The following is a 15,649-nucleotide window of genomic DNA, read 5'->3' as shown; positions in this document are numbered from 1 at the left end:
CTAAAATCGAGATACTCCGCTGCTTTTATCTGGAATTATGATTTTTTCCCCACCAACCCTTAATATGAAAGTAAAATGAAATGCTAATTCCAATAATTGTAATGAGTAAAACACAAACTATATAACCGAATTTCCATTTTAATTCGGGCATATTCACAAAGTTCATCCCATAAAATCCTGCGATAAATGACATGGGGAGAAAGATTGCACTGATCAATGTTAAAATTTTCATAATATCGTTCGTTCGGTCAGATTTAAGTGACATCTGTAGATCGATGATACCGGACATATTTTCTTTATAATCATCAAGTGCTGTTATGATACGTTCATAGTTCTCTTGTAACTCTTTGAAATAAAATCCCGAATCTTCACATAAAAAAGGAAAGTCTGCTTCAACTATTTGATATATGACATTTACTTGTGGTTCAACTAATTGACGTAAATCTTGTAATTTTACTTTCCAATTAAATATTTTTTTGTCTAAATCTTTTTTAAAAGGATCTTCAAATAAATCACTTTCAATTTGTTCGATTTCATCTGCAAATTTATCTATCGAAATAAGGAATTTTTCAATCACTTCATGAAATATTTGATAAAGAATATAACCAGAACGATCAATTTTTATAAAGTTTTGCATGAATTCCTTCGTTACATAATGAAATAAATTAATCTCACTTTCCTCAATATAGGAAATAATTAAATTCTTACCTATTAGTATATTAATTTTGATTGGTTTAAAAGAATCTGATAAAGCATATAGTGATAAAACTGCTTCATTTCTTAAAATATTCACTCTAGGTTGTTGGTCAGAATGTAATAGTTTGTGTTTTGCTAAAGGGTGAATATCCATTTTATCAATTACTTTAGATAAGTAATCAAATGTATGTTTATTAAAATGATACCAAAAAATTTCATCTTCATTTGGAAGAGAAAAATCATCGATGGTTTCGATGGTGTGATTTATTAAATTATATCGTTCCATCCGATCCCACCCTTAATAAATTTACATATGTAGTTTTAGGCAAAAAAAGGATAAATATGTATTTCGGTTTATACTATAAAAATAAACAACCCATCATTGATTATGATGGGTTGTTGTATGATGCCTAATTTACAAAGTCTGTTGAGTTAGTATCCTTTGGTTTTTCCAAAGTAACATTAAATGATCTTTTAGGCAAACTCCAATTATAATGAACGGATAGTAATCTTAAAATAAAAATGATAAAAAACATGATTAATTGTTCAAAATTTCCACTTACAAATTTATTGCCAATTAATAGGCCAACAAGGATCGCCCAGAATGCATAAACTTCAGAGTGTAATACCATGGGTTTTCTTTTAGCTAGTAAATCTCGAACAATTCCCCCACCAATTCCAGTTAAAACTGAAGCAACTATTACAGCACTTACAGGAAGTTTTAATTCCATTGCATAATTTGCACCTAAGATAGCAAAAGCAGATAACCCAATTGAGTCAAATAAAATTTCTAACTTCTTAAATGGTTTAAAAGATAATTGCGGAAAGAAAAATATAATTGTCATTGCAATTAAAGCAATTGTAAAATTTGTTGTTTGATCCCATAGAAAGTTAATTGGATAGCCAATTAATAAATTACGTAATGCGCCACCACCGAAAGCAGTTGCAAAGCCTAATATATATACACCAAATAAGTCATAGTCTTCTTCCATAGCAACTACTGCACCACTTAATGCAAAGGAAATAGTCCCAATAATACTAAATAAATCCCATGTTTCCAAGAAGCAATTCCCCCGATTTAATAAAAAGATGAAAAATAGTCCAGATATCATTATAATAAAGAGATGGTAAAGAGTAAAGAACAATTAATATAAAGAGAAATGATATAGGAAAGAAGGAATTTTGTGTCTAATGAATTAAAAGAGAGAGCCATTTTAGTTGGATGTCAGCTTCAAAATGTCGATGATGACAGATTTCATTATTCAATGGAAGAATTAGCATCATTAACAAAGACTGCAAATGGTGAGGTTGTATTAGTTACTTCACAAAAAAGAACTAAATATCATTCGGCTTTATACATAGGAACTGGAAAAGTTGAAGAATTAGAGGCAGCGATCGAAGAGTTTGAACCTGATGTAATCATATTTAATAATGAACTAACTCCATCGCAAATTCGTAATCTTTCAGCTAGATTGGAAAAAAGAGTAATTGATCGAACTCAATTAATTTTAGATATATTTGCACAAAGAGCAAAAACAAAAGAAGGTAAATTACAAGTAGAGTTGGCACAGCTTCAATATTTAATGCCTAGATTGGTTGGTCAAGGTACGGAACTTTCTCGTCTAGGTGGGGGAATTGGTACTCGAGGACCCGGTGAAACAAAGCTTGAGTCTGATCGCCGACATATTAGAAAAAGAATCGATGATATAAAACAGCAATTAAAAGTAGTAGTTGAACATCGAAAAAGATATCGTGAGCGTCGTAAGAAAAATGAAATGTTTCATATATCATTAGTTGGGTATACAAATGCAGGCAAATCAACATTATTTAATCGCTTAACAAAGTCGGATGTATATGAACAAGATTTACTTTTTGCGACATTAGATCCAACTACAAGAAAATTTGTTTTATCAAATGGAATGACAACTTTACTAACTGATACGGTTGGGTTTATTCAGGACTTACCAACTTCATTAATTGCTGCATTTCGTTCAACCTTAGAAGAAGCAACAGAAGCAGATTTCATTCTTCATGTCGTTGATGCTTCGCATGAAAATTATAAAAGTCATGAAACAACTGTAACTAAGTTACTTAATGATTTAGATGTTGAAAATATTCCGATTTTAACTGTCTATAATAAGATTGACCAAGTAAATGAGGATTTTGTTCCATCACCTTCTGAAGGATTTATTGAGATGAGTGCGCTTAATGAAGATCATTTAATGAAGTTACGACTACGAATAGAAAAAGAGTGCAAACAATATATGGAATATTTTGAGACATATATTCCTGCATACGAAGCTAAACTCCTGCATGAAATCAAAAAACTTACACTAGTTGAGTCTATGCAGTTTAATGATGAAACTGAAATTTATCATGTTACAGGTTATGTATTTAAAGAACATTCTATTTACGAAACAGTTAAAAGATATAGAAATTATAAGGAGCAATAATGAAATGCTAGAATTATTAACAAATGGGGAAAAGCTTGCACCAATCGTTAAAGATGTAGAAAAACTAATTGCAGAAAGACATAAAGAAATTGATGAAGTAATTGAATACAATCAATTTAAAGTACTACAAAGCTTTCGTAATTATAAAGTAAGCGATAGTCACTTTATTCCTACTACTGGCTATGGATATGATGATATTGGAAGAGATACATTAGAAGAAATATTTGCAGATGTATTTGGAGCGGAAGCAGGTTTAGTTAGACCTCAAATTATTTCTGGAACACATGCGATCTCAACTTCACTTTTTGGTGTGTTACGTCCGGGAGATGAACTAATCTATATTACCGGAAAACCATACGATACACTTGAAGAAATAGTTGGGATTCGTGGTGAAAGTGGAAATGGTTCATTAAAAGACTTTGGAATTGGCTACGAGTCAATCGATTTAGTAAATGATGAACGAATTAATTATGAAAAAGTAGCAAATCGTATGAATAAGAAGACAAAAGTAATTGGAATTCAACGTTCAAAAGGTTATGGTACACGTCCGTCATTCACGATTGAGCAAATTAAAGAAATGATTGATTTTGTAAAAGAAATCGATCCAAATGTCATCGTATTTGTAGACAATTGTTATGGAGAATTTGTGGAAAAGTTGGAGCCATGTCATGTCGGAGCTGATTTAATGGCCGGATCATTAATCAAAAATCCAGGTGGAGGCTTAGCTAAAACAGGTGGATATATTGTAGGTAAAAAAGATTTAATTGAAAAATGTGGCTATAGATTAACTTCACCAGGAATCGGGCGTGAAGCAGGTGCATCATTAAATGCATTACAGGATATGTATCATGGTTTCTTTATGGCTCCTCATATTACTGGTCAAGCTCTAAAAGGCGCATTATTTACTGCAGCGTTTTTGGAAAAGTTAGGGATGAATACAAATCCATCATGGGATGCTGTTCGAACAGATTTAATTCAATCTGTTCAATTTGATGATAAAGAGAAAATGATTGCTTTTTGTCAAGCCATTCAGGCTGCATCTCCAATAAATGCACATTTTACACCAACTGCAAATTATATGCCAGGCTATGAAGATGATGTGATTATGGCAGCGGGGACTTTTATTCAAGGAGCAAGTATTGAATTAACTGCTGACGGTCCAATTCGTTCGCCTTATATTGCATATGTTCAGGGTGGTTTAACATATGCTCATGTCAAAATCGCGATTTGTACTGCAGTAGATTCTTTAATTGAAAAAAACTTATTAAAAATTTAACCCAAACTTCGTCTAAAAACAAAAAGCTCATGATTCGAATTCGAACCATGAGCTTTTTAATTTTATGAAAATAAATGGGGGGCATACTTTCATAAGAGTGAAGGCTATACTTTATATAGTATAGCGTACAATCGTTACCTTAATTTTTCCTTAATGTAAAATTTAATTAAATATTTATTACAATTGAATGTTACTTGTTAAAACAATTGATTTCCAATTAATAATACAAACTTATTTGTTTGTATCTCCTCATATTGATATGCATTTTATCTTTTAGCGATTTATTAGAAATTTTTAAATTGACCTTATTTTTTTTATTTGAAATAATCATTAATGGGTCATAAAATAAATTGCAAATAGTTACTATTTAAATAAAACTGTGGAGAATACAAATGAATAAAGACATGGAAGTAACAGATCATCTTGAAGAACTGCGTAAAAGAATACTAATTACTGCAGTTACTTTTATTATTTTTTTTAGTATAGGATTAGTGTATGTAGAACCAATTTATAAATTTTTAACAAAGGATTTAACTTATAAGTTAGTCGTTCTGAGTCCTGGTGATATATTATGGGTGTATTTTTCTATTTCTGCCGTTTTTGCAGCAGCTTTTACAATTCCTGTTGCAACTATGCAAATTTGGATCTTTGTTAAACCGGGTCTTCACCAATCAGAACAGAAGGGGATTGGTTTTTATATCCCTGCATTATTTTTTCTGTTTATTATCGGGTTGGCAATTGGTTATTACTTAGTTTTTCCTAATATTCTTGGCTTCCTTACGCATATTGGACTAGATCTAGTTGCACCAAACTACACGGTGGAAAAGTATTTCTCTTTTCTTTTTAATCTTGTTGTACCATTTGCAGCATTTTTTGATATGCCAGTTGTAATTATGTTTCTAACAAAGATTGGCATTGTAAAACCGAGTCTTTTACGGAAAATTAGAAAATATGCATATTTTATATTAGTTATCGTTGCATGTTGTATTTCTCCGCCTGATTTTGTTTCTCATATTTCAGTTTCTATACCGCTGATTTTATTATATGAATTAAGTGTATTGACATCCAACATTGCATATAAAAATAAAGAGGTAAATGAGTGAGTGGACTCATTTACCTCTTTTTAAATTTGATAATCTTATTTACCTTAGTTATTTTGTATCTACAGAATTTGCCGGTGACTGATCGAGGCCAAGTTGATTTCTCATATTAATAGAAATATAATTAACACTAGAAGGATCAGGCATATAATAGTAGATTCCATTCATTAATTCATCTTTACCTTCAAGTTTAAGAGTTTCAATGTTTTGAGATGTAGTGCCCTTCATATCGTTAAAAAGTGTTAAACCTTTAGATAGACTCATATTTGTTTTGACATTGTTACTAAATTCATGAGCATATTTATCCATTTTTAATAAGGTTTCTGGGGATTTTAATTTATCAATAATTGCCAGCATTACTTGTTGCTGACGGTCTTCACGTCCAAAATCTCCACGTGGATCGCGTTTTCTCATTCGAGAATAGGCAAGCGCCTCTACGCCATTAAGTTGTTGGTCTCCTTTTTTGAAGTAAACCTTATATCTTGGCTTAGTGTCAGTATTTTCCCAAAAGTCAAAAGGTACATTTACTTTTATCCCTCCAACGGCATCGACAATATTTTTAAAACCATTAAAATCAACGGTTACATAATAGTCAATTGGGATATGTAAAAAATTTTCAACTGTATCAACTGTTGATTGAAGTCCTCCATTATATGCGCCATTAATTTTTGAACTCCTTTTTTGATCAGGAATTTCTACATATGTGTCTCGAGGGATACTCATTTTTTGGATCGTTTTATCTTTAGGATTAACGGTTACCAAAATCATTGAGTCGGTTCGTCCACCAGCTCCTTTTGTTGCATAATTTTCTATTCCTAAAAATAAAATAGAAAACGGCTGGGAAACTTGCACTACTTGTTTGCGAATTTTAGAGTGAATTTCTTCACCCTTTGTCGATTTTTTTAATTCAGTATAAGTTTTAACGCTTTTATATCCCAAAAAAAACATTGGGATCAGTACTAATAACAGGAGTACGCATAAGATAAAATATTTTCTTTTCTTTTTTAAGTTTTTGATAGTACTAGTTTCATTCATTAGAAAAAGTGAATCTCCTTTATTTAGAATAATTTATAGTCCGATAAGTTAAACAAAATTGAAGCGTAAAAAATAAATTTGAATCAATTATTTTTTGTTAAAATTGAGTATTTTTAATAGAAATATCACCTATAATTTAATCATTTATGACACGTTAATACAACATAATAAATGATTAAAAATTCTAAATTTTTATTATCACGTATTTTTTTAAAAGATTTTTTTGCATAGTTTATGAGATTTTGGATTACTTTCGTACAAATGTTTAATTATGTTGAAAATAGGGTAAACGGAACATATATGTATTTAGCATTCTCCATGTACGAAATTGTATTTTATATGAAAATATTCAAAGAAAAATCCGATGTATACAACATCGGGATAGTTTGAGAAGAGAAGAGAGGGTTTTAAGGTGATAAGAGTCACAAAATATATTCAAAATAGCACCTTTAAACGATTTGTTATATTAATATGTATCTCACTAGTTTTGATTGGGATTAGGAGTATATTAAACTTAGTTTTACTTACTTTCATATTTACTTATTTAATGAATCGGATCAATACATTTATAGTGTCTACGTTACAAAAGATAATGCCTGTTAATAGAAAAATTACTGTGTATTCTTTGTATATAGCAATCGTAGCAGGTTTATCTGTTGGGATATATAATTTTTTACCAGTTGTGACCTCACAGGTCGTACAATTATTAAGGCAAATAAGAGATTTCTACAAGTATCCCCCAAATGAACCAATTATAAGTTTTGTGGTGACTACTATAAAGCGAGTGGAGATCTCAGGATATACGGAAAAGGGACTAGATTTTTTATATAAATATGCGACTAACATTAGTAAATGGGGGCTTGAACTTTTATTTGCTCTAATCTTGAGTTTCTTTTTTCTGCTTGAAAAACCACGTATAATTGCATTTACTCAAAGATTTAAGCAAAGTAATATTTCCGTTTTCTATAATGAAATTGCATATTTTGGAGAAAGATTCTCTCGTTCTTTTGGAAAAGTAATTGAAGCACAGTTTCTTATTGCGCTTGTGAACTGTTTGCTCTCTGTAATTGCACTTCGATTGATGAACTTCCCCCAACTAATCGGTTTAGGTTTGATGATTTTCTTACTAGGGTTAATTCCAGTAGCAGGAGTGATCATTTCATTAATTCCACTTTGTACCATTGCTTATACAATTGGTGGGATGACTCAGGTGATGTATGTACTCATCATGATTGCAGTTTTGCATGTTTTAGAGAGCTACGTGTTAAATCCAAAACTAATGTCATCAAAAACGAACTTACCTGTATTTTATACATTTATTATACTCGTTTTTTCTGAACATTTTTTTGGTGTATGGGGTTTGATCATTGGAATTCCTGTGTTTATGTTTCTCTTAGATATTTTGGGTGTAACTAATGACGAAACAATAGAGTTAAAAGAGAATGATCAAGATTAAGCTAAGTGGCAAAAGACGTCCTTTTAAATATTACAGATTAGTCCTTTAGACCAACTGCCAAATTGAATAGAAGTTTAGCAAAGATCACAGAAAATGTGGTCTTTTTTTTTATTTTCGTAACAAAGAAATATAAAAGAGGCAAACTTAAAGGGAATTATGAACAATGTAACGTTTTACTGTACGTTTTTCGATACTTCAAATATAATATGACTAAAGGGAGTGTGAAACCATTGGGATTGTCTATAAAATAGGTGAATTAGCAAAAGAAGTAGGAGTTTCAAAGCGCACAATTGATTATTATACAAACTTAGGATTACTTGAACCTCATAGGTCAGAGTCAGGTCATCGCTTTTATGATGAAAGCTCTTTAGAGACGTTGAGATTTATAGAGCAATGTAAAAATATGCATATGCCATTACAAGAAATTAAAGAAATTTTAGATAAGAAAAAAATGATGGCAGAGGATGAAATCGTTATGCCTCTTACAGAAGAAGTGACGGTTCATATGAATCAACTACAAATTGAATTGTCTCAATTAAAATATTTGTTAGAAAATTTAACTGTAGAACAAAAACAAAAAATCATAAGTCAGTTAACGTCACACACATCTGAATTGGTCCAAACATTGCTATCATTTATTCTTTAAAAGGAGAGATTTAAATGTTTTTTCATCCAATGGATTTTGTTATTTTAATTGCTTTTGGAATATCGATTTGGGCACAATTTAAAGTTAAATCTAGTTTTAATCAGTGGTCTGCAGTGCCGGCTTCAGGAGGATTGACTGGAGCAGAAGTGGCAAGGCAAATATTGGATAAAAATAATCTATATAATGTACCTGTTGAAGTGGTACACGGTAGGTTGTCAGATCATTACGATCCAATGGCAAGAACTATACGTTTATCTGAAGATGTATATTTTGGAAGATCAATTGCGTCTGTTTCAGTTGCTGCTCATGAGGTGGGACATGCGATTCAGCACGATACTTCGTATGGCTTTTTAACGCTTCGTCATCGAATTTTTCCAATGGTAAATTTAGCATCGGGAGCAGCACCTTTACTATTATTAGGAGGCTTCTTACTTCAAGCATTTTCTCTAATAGGAATAGGAATTTTATTATTCTCTATTGCAGTAGCGTTTCAACTTATTACTTTACCAGTTGAGTATAATGCTAGTTCACGAGCGAAAACATTAATGTTAGCTGAAGGAATTATTCATGACACTGATCGAAAAGGGGTAAACAAGGTATTAGGAGCAGCAGCTCTTACGTATTTAGCAGCCACTTTAATCTCAGTTTTAGAACTTGTCAAATATATATTAATCTTTTTCCAAGGACAAACCGAAGAAGAATAAATTAATTAAAAAGATATAGTAAAAACAGTATTAATAGTCCATTATGAACTTAATGTCATAATTAAGAATTTATGTCTAGAAATAAGAGTTTAATAGGGGGAGAGTAATGTTCAAAAAGTTGTTAGCGAAGCTTGGAAAAGGTTCAGCTACTATTGATTTACAAATTGATCGTTCGAAAGTCAGTGCTGGAGAAATTATTTCAGGTCAAATCCATATTAAAGGTGGAGAAGTAAATCAAGAAATTAATGGGATAGATGTAGATTTGGAGATGGAAGTAGTTACAAAAAAAGGGGATAGAATTACGCGGAAAATTGCTGGTATACCTGTAACTAATTCGTTTTTAATTCATTCAAAAGAAGAGAAAATTTTTCCTTTCACATTTAATTTATCTAATAATTATGCAATTTCAAGTAATAGTGTTTCATATTTTTTTCATTCGAATTTAGACATTGAAGGTGGATTTGATCGAAAAGATAATGATTCATTTGTTATCTTACCTTCAAAAAACGTGCGAAATATTTTCAGTGCTTTAGAAAGGTTAGGGTTTCGTGAAAAGTCTACATCAGGTGAAATAGATCGATATGGTCAAGAATTTCACTTTTTCCCAACTACAATATTTAATAGGGAAATTAGTGAATTGGAATTGCGTTTTGCTGATGAAACAGAAGGTTTACGTATATGGATCGAACTTGATTGTCGGACTGCATTTGGAGAAATTGAAGCACGTAGAGAGCTATACTTAACTACAATTGAATTAGCAGATATTAATAAACTGAGTCAACGATTAAAAGAGCTACTAGAAGAAACAGAATTTAATCCAAATAATTATGTGCATCCGCATTCTTATAAACAAGAACCTGATTATCAAAATAAAGTAATTGGAAATCCTTTAACAAGTATGGTTGGTAGTTTAGCAGTTGGATTGTTAGGTGGGATGCTACTTGAAGAGGTATTGGTTTCGAATGAAATAGATGAAATGATGGGTGATGCTTCAGACTTAGTTGGAGATATTGGATTTTTTGGTGAGGAAGAATAGCTTGAAATAGACATGGTAGAAGATAGAATATTTAGTTAAACCTTATGAGACCACATCTAGTGGTCTTTTTTACATAGTAATTCAATAAATTGAAAACAAAGAAAAACAGCCAATCAATATATGGCTGCAATTAAATTAAAAGTCTATCGAATATTGAATTGACTAAGTAATAATTGTTCTGTCTGAGGCATCGTAATCCCTAAATGCCAGCACCCTAATCCTGCTAAACCAAATTCTTTTACTAGATGAAATTTTGCTAATAAACTTCGAGGATCCTCAAACCATACTTCATGTTGAGTCCCATCAATATCAATGTAACGAAATGCTGGTGATGAAGTTTCCTGATCAAAGTAGACTTCACTTTCAAAGTCTCTATACTTTTTAATCGCATTTTGTGTAGAATAGGCGACACCTTTTCGTTTTTCACCTGTTATCGGCCAATCGTAAGCATATTGTGGAATGCCTAACAATAATTTTGATTTTGGCACAATTGATACAGCATATTGTAAAGTTTTTCTGACTTCTTTTAAAGGAGCGATTGGACCTGACGAACTGTTCGGCCAATGCCAGTTGTATGTCATTAAGAACATCTTATCAACATATTTACCAAGCGTATCATAATCATAAGCATCATAAAATTGAGGAATATGATCAGCTTCCTTAGGAGGCATAGCCATTAAAACATCCATTTTTGATTTATGAAGTTTACCAGATAGTTGTTTAATAAATAAATTAAGATTATCTCTATCTTCAGGGTTTAATGATTCAAAATCGATACTAACGCCTTTATAGTCATTTTTATCTAATAACGAATAAATGTTATTAATTAACTTTGCTCGCAATGATTTATTACTAAGTAGTTGATGAACTAACTCTGGGTCAAATCCTTTAGCACTCATATTAGTTAAAGTTGCATAAGGAAGGATGTTTTTTTTCCAAGCTAACTCATGGGACTCATTATCTTTTACTTTAATAATTTCCCCTTTAGAATTTGGATGATATTCAAATATAAAAACACTTCTCAGAGACTTTTTATAATGATCAATCATCCATTGATTAGATTTTTTATCTTTAGGAATTAAGTAAGAACCCGTCCAAATTTTGGTCTTGGGTGAGGTTGGTATGACTAATTTTTGCCCAGGAAGCACTACATCACTTTTCATATTATTTTTACTTTTTAAGGTATTAATATTTAAGGAATGTCGGAACGCAATATCCCACAAAGTTTCACCATCCCTTACAATATAAGTTGATCCCGGAATAATCATCGATTGCCCAATAACAAGTTTATCGTTTTTATCCAATCCATTTATAGTTGCAAAGTTTTTTACGTTTAATTTGTACTGTTTGGAGATATTATTTAAGCTATCCCCTGGTTTTACTTCATATACAATCAAAGCTTCGGTTTTTAAACCTGGAAATAATAATAAAAATATAAAAGTAAAAAGTGATAGTAATAAGTGCTTAACCAAAAACAATACCTCCCTCGTTATTCTGGAGTGTAGAATATTTAAAATGTAGCTACTCTTAAATATTCTTTACTAAATTAGAAATTTTTACTTATTGAAAGTTCAAACCATATAATCGCTTCGGTACAGATATATCTTTTTACAACTACCGAAATTGTTGAAGGGCTTGTCAACACATATCCTTTGTGACAATATAGGAATGGTAAGCGGGAAATAAATTTATCTAAAAAAATTTCTTCTTAACTACTACTTTTAGCCTTGATCGGAGGAAATAAATATGGCAGCATTACCAAATTGCCCGAAATGCAATTCCGAATATACATACGAAGATGGAAGTCTTTTCATCTGTCCTGAATGTGGCAATGAATGGACATTAGAATCAGGTACTGAAAATGAAGATGATCATAAAATTGTAAAAGATGCTAATGGAAATATTTTAAATGATGGAGATTCTGTTACTGTCATTAAAGATCTTAAAGTAAAAGGTACTTCACTAGTCGTAAAAATCGGTACGAAAGTGAAGAGCATTCGATTAGTTGAAGGGGACCATGATATTGATTGTAAAATTGAAGGATTTGGTCCAATGAAATTAAAATCAGAGTTTGTAAAAAAAGCATAAAGTTAACACAAAAAATAAAGACCACATAAAGTGGTCTTTTTCTTATGCAATATTCTTATCTTCACTCGATTTATTTTTATTTCTGCTTCCAGTCAAAATAAGTAATGCTAATATTGAGAAAAAGATTGGCCCAGCTATCATCCAAATAGTTGAACTATAATCTCCATCAATTGCTGGTTGAATGATTGTAAAGAAGTTAGCAAATCCAACGACTAATATAACAAGAATACTCGCAAACAATGCCGAAGAATAGGATTTGAATATGGAAAATGGTTTTTCGATCCGATCATTCTTTTTAAACATCGGATAGGCGATACCTAAGAAAATATAAGGCAAGGTCATTGATACATTTGTCATCAATGTAATTTTATTGAAAAATGAAGAAGCGCCTTCTCCACCAAAAGATGTAAGTAAGATAATAATTGCAACAATCGAGAATTGAATCCACATCGCATTAACTGGCATATCGATTTTATTTGTCTCAGATAGTTTATTAGGCCATAAATATTTAGGGGTACCTTTTATAATCGTTTTTAGTGGAGCGTAAATTAGAGTAAAAAATGCTCCTGTGTAAGCAAAAAACATAGACAGCCCCGTAATTCGCGCAAACCAAATTCCTATTAAATCTGCTGTTTTAGCAGTAAGATTTAAGGCATTACCAAATTCTAAGCCTAGATTATGCATTAATACATACGTAATATTTCCTAAGTTTGTTGTTTCAGCACTGAGTGCGCCAGTCCAATTAATGAATATCCCACATAAAAAGATGCCAAGTGAGTATCCGATTGAAATAATGATAGCTGATATCGTTATTCCTTTAGGGAAGTTTTTTTCTGCATTTTCAGTTTGGTCGACTAGACCGCCTATAGCTTCTAAGCCACCATATGCAAATATGGCGAATACAACGAATGATAACACTGATAAAATCGATGTGTAATTAGGATTAGGCGATTCGGTGAAAGCTGTGAAATCATGAATTGGTTGAGCAAATTTCCCTCCATTTAATAATAAAATGATGATGCTTGTAATTAACAATACGATATTTAATGAGGAGACAGCGATTCCTCCGATTGAGGTAACTTTACTAATTTTATCAATTCCTTTTGAAGCAAAAAATGTGACCACAAACATCCAAAGTAGTGCCAATAAGCCAATTGATTGAGTAGATGAAAGTCCAAATAAAGAGAGGTTTTGTGTACGATCACCACCAAAAATAAAAGTTGAGAGCGGAATCCAAACTTTAGATGAAACACTTACCATCCAAATGACATAAGATGAAAACCACATAAATGTGCCAATGAATGCGAAGCGAGGTCCGACTGAGTCTGACATCCAAGTATAAATCCCTCCTTCAGACTTTTTATATGCAGCCCCAAACTCTGCCATCATAAATGCAAATGGGATAAAAAAAGTAATTGCTGAAATTAAGTACCAAGGAATAGCACTATAACCCATTAAATAGAAGGCTGTAGGAATATTGGCAAATCCGTATACAGATGTAAATACCATTAAAATTAAACCGACAAGTGAAAGCTTTTTACTCAAAAAATCACCTCAAATGACTAAATTGTCCCTAATGAATAAGGAGTAAACTTATTTTCTTCAACTGAGACTTAAATTATGAGGATTTAAATTCCTCATTAACGAAGTGTCAGAAAAATAATAATGATCGATGGATGAACTTATACTTCTAAAGCTGTTTTAGTAAACGGTGCAGAGAGTTAATTTTTGATTTGATGTTTCCAATACAAGCTGTTTGAGCCGTTTCTTTTGAATTCTATTAAATTGTTTTTAGAATATCTTTTGATATTTTTTCAAACGATAAGCAGATGAATAGATAAATTTTATATGAAGTTAAGTTACTTTTTAAGCTTGGTTAAGTGGAAAGGATGAAATAAATGGGCTTTGGTGAAGTGTTTTTTAGAGTGACATGCTCATTTTTTGTATTATTTATTTTAGCGAGAATGATGGGGAAAAAAGAAATCGGACAGCTGGATATATTTACTTTTATCACAGCAATTACAATTGGAAATATTGCGGCTTCACTTTCAACAGATAAGACGCTAGACATTGAAGATGGTATTTTAGGATTAGTTGGTTGGGCTTTATATACGATTTTAATGGGATATATAAGCTTGAAATCAAAAACAGCTCGGAGAATTATTACAGGAGAACCGATTATTCTAATTCGACAAGGAAAGATAATGGAGGAAGCTTTAAAGAAGGCTCGAATTGATACTGATCAATTTCAAGGAATGCTTAGGAATCAGAGTATATTTTCATTGAATGAAGTAGAATTTGCCATCTTTGAAATTGACGGAACACTTTCTGTTATGAAGAAAAAAGATGTTAAAACGAAGAAGAACAAAACATTTACAAAAACGCTATTATTTCCAACTTCTACTGTAATAATTGCAGATGGGCAAATTGTTCAGGAGTCCTTAGATGATTTAGGTCTTGATCGAAATTGGTTGGACAAGCAGTTAGAAAGAGCAGGGGTAAAATCAATTTCCGATTTATTTTTTGTTGAAGTACAAACAGATGGTTCATTGTATATCGATTATCGTTCAGATAAATATGATGAAAGTAACGAAAAATGACTCAAATCCTAAAATGGATATGAGTCATGGTCGTAAAGTGTATTACTCGTAAATAGGTACCCAGCCTTCAGTTGTAACAAACAGTCTTACAGCAACTACTTTACGATCTTCTGCTAATGTAAAATAGTGGCGTACATTAGGTGGAACAGAAATTAAGTCTCCAGGATTTAAATTTACATGGAAAAAGCCTTCAGTTCCCTCGATGATAAAAGTACCATGTCCACTAACAATGAAGCGCACTTCATCATCAGTATGATGATGTTCACGATTGAAATTTTTTAATAGTTCATCAAGATTCGGTGTTGCTTCAGAAAGTGAGATAATATCACTTGCCAAATAGCCACGTCTTGTTGAAATACTATCAATTTCAGGTTTGAAAGTTTCTAAAATTGAAGCTTTTTCGTCATCAGATAAAGTGAATTTTTCTCTTAATGAAGATTGTAATTGCCCGATATTCCAATTTTCATAAATAACGCCTTGTTCCTCTAAATAAGCTTTAACTTCAACATCATTCGAAATATGAAAATCCTTTTTTTCTACCCAAATTGTAGCCATTTTA

15 protein-coding genes are annotated in these 15,649 nt (G+C 31.6%); 9 read left to right on the top strand and 6 right to left on the bottom strand.

Annotated elements, in window-relative coordinates; all coding sequences use genetic code 11:
* Positions 1 to 25 precede the first annotated feature (25 nt).
* Together B7R65_RS02040 and B7R65_RS02035 are read right to left on the bottom strand one after the other, a co-directional pair.
* Entirely contained in the window at positions 26 to 982 is a 957-nt protein-coding gene (locus B7R65_RS02040; protein ID WP_088041079.1) for a magnesium transporter CorA family protein, read from the bottom strand.
* A gap of 124 nt (positions 983 to 1,106) precedes the next feature.
* Positions 1,107 to 1,757: a trimeric intracellular cation channel family protein gene (locus tag B7R65_RS02035; protein WP_256941123.1), complete on the bottom strand. Its 651-nt coding sequence runs from the start codon at positions 1,755 to 1,757 to the stop codon at positions 1,107 to 1,109.
* Between the two features lie 123 nt (positions 1,758 to 1,880).
* On the opposite strand from B7R65_RS02035, the gene hflX reads away from it, so the two are divergent.
* The 3 genes from hflX (at position 1,881) to tatC (ending at position 5,528) form a co-directional block, all read left to right on the top strand.
* Entirely contained in the window at positions 1,881 to 3,149 is a 1,269-nt protein-coding gene (hflX, locus tag B7R65_RS02030) for a GTPase HflX (RefSeq protein WP_088041077.1), read from the top strand.
* Positions 3,150 to 3,153: 4 nt separating this feature from the next.
* Positions 3,154 to 4,425, top strand: coding sequence for a methionine gamma-lyase family protein (locus B7R65_RS02025; protein ID WP_088041076.1), 1,272 nt, complete (start codon positions 3,154 to 3,156; stop codon positions 4,423 to 4,425).
* Positions 4,426 to 4,817: 392 nt separating this feature from the next.
* Positions 4,818 to 5,528, top strand: coding sequence for a twin-arginine translocase subunit TatC (tatC, locus tag B7R65_RS02020; RefSeq protein ID WP_088041075.1), 711 nt, complete (start codon positions 4,818 to 4,820; stop codon positions 5,526 to 5,528).
* Between the two features lie 48 nt (positions 5,529 to 5,576).
* Here the strand turns inward: tatC and B7R65_RS02015 are convergent, their stop codons facing one another.
* Positions 5,577 to 6,464: an LCP family protein gene (locus B7R65_RS02015; RefSeq protein ID WP_483861136.1), complete on the bottom strand. Its 888-nt coding sequence runs from the start codon at positions 6,462 to 6,464 to the stop codon at positions 5,577 to 5,579.
* A 511-nt stretch (positions 6,465 to 6,975) separates the two neighbouring features.
* Between B7R65_RS02015 and B7R65_RS02010 the strand changes: the two genes are divergently transcribed.
* The 4 genes from B7R65_RS02010 to B7R65_RS01995 all read left to right on the top strand — a co-directional run bounded on the left by B7R65_RS02010 (position 6,976) and on the right by B7R65_RS01995 (position 10,402).
* Positions 6,976 to 8,016: an AI-2E family transporter gene (locus tag B7R65_RS02010; RefSeq protein ID WP_088041286.1), complete on the top strand. Its 1,041-nt coding sequence runs from the start codon at positions 6,976 to 6,978 to the stop codon at positions 8,014 to 8,016.
* Between the two features lie 229 nt (positions 8,017 to 8,245).
* Positions 8,246 to 8,662 (top strand): MerR family transcriptional regulator, encoded by a 417-nt coding sequence (locus B7R65_RS02005; RefSeq protein WP_142288181.1) that lies wholly within the window; start codon positions 8,246 to 8,248, stop codon positions 8,660 to 8,662.
* 14 nt (positions 8,663 to 8,676) lie between these two features.
* On the top strand, positions 8,677 to 9,366 hold the full coding sequence (locus tag B7R65_RS02000; RefSeq protein WP_088041072.1) for a zinc metallopeptidase: 690 nt from the start codon (positions 8,677 to 8,679) through the stop codon (positions 9,364 to 9,366).
* Between the two features lie 106 nt (positions 9,367 to 9,472).
* The gene (locus B7R65_RS01995; RefSeq protein WP_088041071.1) at positions 9,473 to 10,402 is read left to right on the top strand and encodes a sporulation protein; all 930 of its coding nucleotides are present in this window, start codon (positions 9,473 to 9,475) and stop codon (positions 10,400 to 10,402) included.
* 143 nt (positions 10,403 to 10,545) lie between these two features.
* Here B7R65_RS01995 and B7R65_RS01990 read toward each other — a convergent pair whose 3' ends face one another.
* Positions 10,546 to 11,874, bottom strand: coding sequence for a glycoside hydrolase family 18 protein (locus B7R65_RS01990; protein WP_088041070.1), 1,329 nt, complete (start codon positions 11,872 to 11,874; stop codon positions 10,546 to 10,548).
* A 274-nt stretch (positions 11,875 to 12,148) separates the two neighbouring features.
* Here B7R65_RS01990 and B7R65_RS01985 point away from each other — a divergent pair, with 274 nt between their 5' ends.
* Positions 12,149 to 12,490 carry a zinc ribbon domain-containing protein YjdM gene (locus B7R65_RS01985; protein ID WP_088041069.1) on the top strand — a complete coding sequence of 114 codons (342 nt, stop codon included), beginning with the start codon at positions 12,149 to 12,151 and terminating at the stop codon, positions 12,488 to 12,490.
* A 42-nt stretch (positions 12,491 to 12,532) separates the two neighbouring features.
* Here B7R65_RS01985 and yjeM read toward each other — a convergent pair whose 3' ends face one another.
* Positions 12,533 to 14,035, bottom strand: a complete 1,503-nt coding sequence (gene yjeM, locus B7R65_RS01980) for a glutamate/gamma-aminobutyrate family transporter YjeM (RefSeq protein WP_256941122.1) — start codon at positions 14,033 to 14,035, stop codon at positions 12,533 to 12,535.
* 353 nt (positions 14,036 to 14,388) lie between these two features.
* Here yjeM and B7R65_RS01975 point away from each other — a divergent pair, with 353 nt between their 5' ends.
* Positions 14,389 to 15,090 (top strand): DUF421 domain-containing protein, encoded by a 702-nt coding sequence (locus B7R65_RS01975; protein WP_088041068.1) that lies wholly within the window; start codon positions 14,389 to 14,391, stop codon positions 15,088 to 15,090.
* Between the two features lie 42 nt (positions 15,091 to 15,132).
* Here the strand turns inward: B7R65_RS01975 and B7R65_RS01970 are convergent, their stop codons facing one another.
* Positions 15,133 to 15,645 (bottom strand): cupin domain-containing protein, encoded by a 513-nt coding sequence (locus B7R65_RS01970; RefSeq protein WP_088041067.1) that lies wholly within the window; start codon positions 15,643 to 15,645, stop codon positions 15,133 to 15,135.
* Positions 15,646 to 15,649 lie beyond the last annotated feature (4 nt).

This window comes from Bacillus sp. EAC (genome assembly GCF_002156875.1).
Lineage (GTDB): Bacteria > Bacillota > Bacilli > Bacillales > Bacillaceae_G > Gottfriedia.
The sequence above is the reverse complement of the archived record's forward strand: the minus strand, read 5'-3'. Positions and strand labels throughout refer to the sequence as shown.

Bases quoted from the DNA above. Each gene is read 5' to 3' on its own strand.
- B7R65_RS02040 (WP_088041079.1), bottom strand. From the start codon at position 982: ATGGAACGATATAATTTAATAAATCACACCATCGAAACCATCGATGAT.
- B7R65_RS02025 (WP_088041076.1), top strand. From the start codon at position 3,154: ATGCTAGAATTATTAACAAATGGGGAAAAGCTTGCACCAATCGTTAAA.
- tatC (WP_088041075.1), top strand. From the start codon at position 4,818: ATGAATAAAGACATGGAAGTAACAGATCATCTTGAAGAACTGCGTAAA.
- B7R65_RS02000 (WP_088041072.1), top strand. From the start codon at position 8,677: ATGTTTTTTCATCCAATGGATTTTGTTATTTTAATTGCTTTTGGAATA.
- B7R65_RS01995 (WP_088041071.1), top strand. From the start codon at position 9,473: ATGTTCAAAAAGTTGTTAGCGAAGCTTGGAAAAGGTTCAGCTACTATT.
- B7R65_RS01985 (WP_088041069.1), top strand. From the start codon at position 12,149: ATGGCAGCATTACCAAATTGCCCGAAATGCAATTCCGAATATACATAC.
- B7R65_RS01975 (WP_088041068.1), top strand. From the start codon at position 14,389: ATGGGCTTTGGTGAAGTGTTTTTTAGAGTGACATGCTCATTTTTTGTA.
- B7R65_RS01970 (WP_088041067.1), bottom strand. From the start codon at position 15,645: ATGGCTACAATTTGGGTAGAAAAAAAGGATTTTCATATTTCGAATGAT.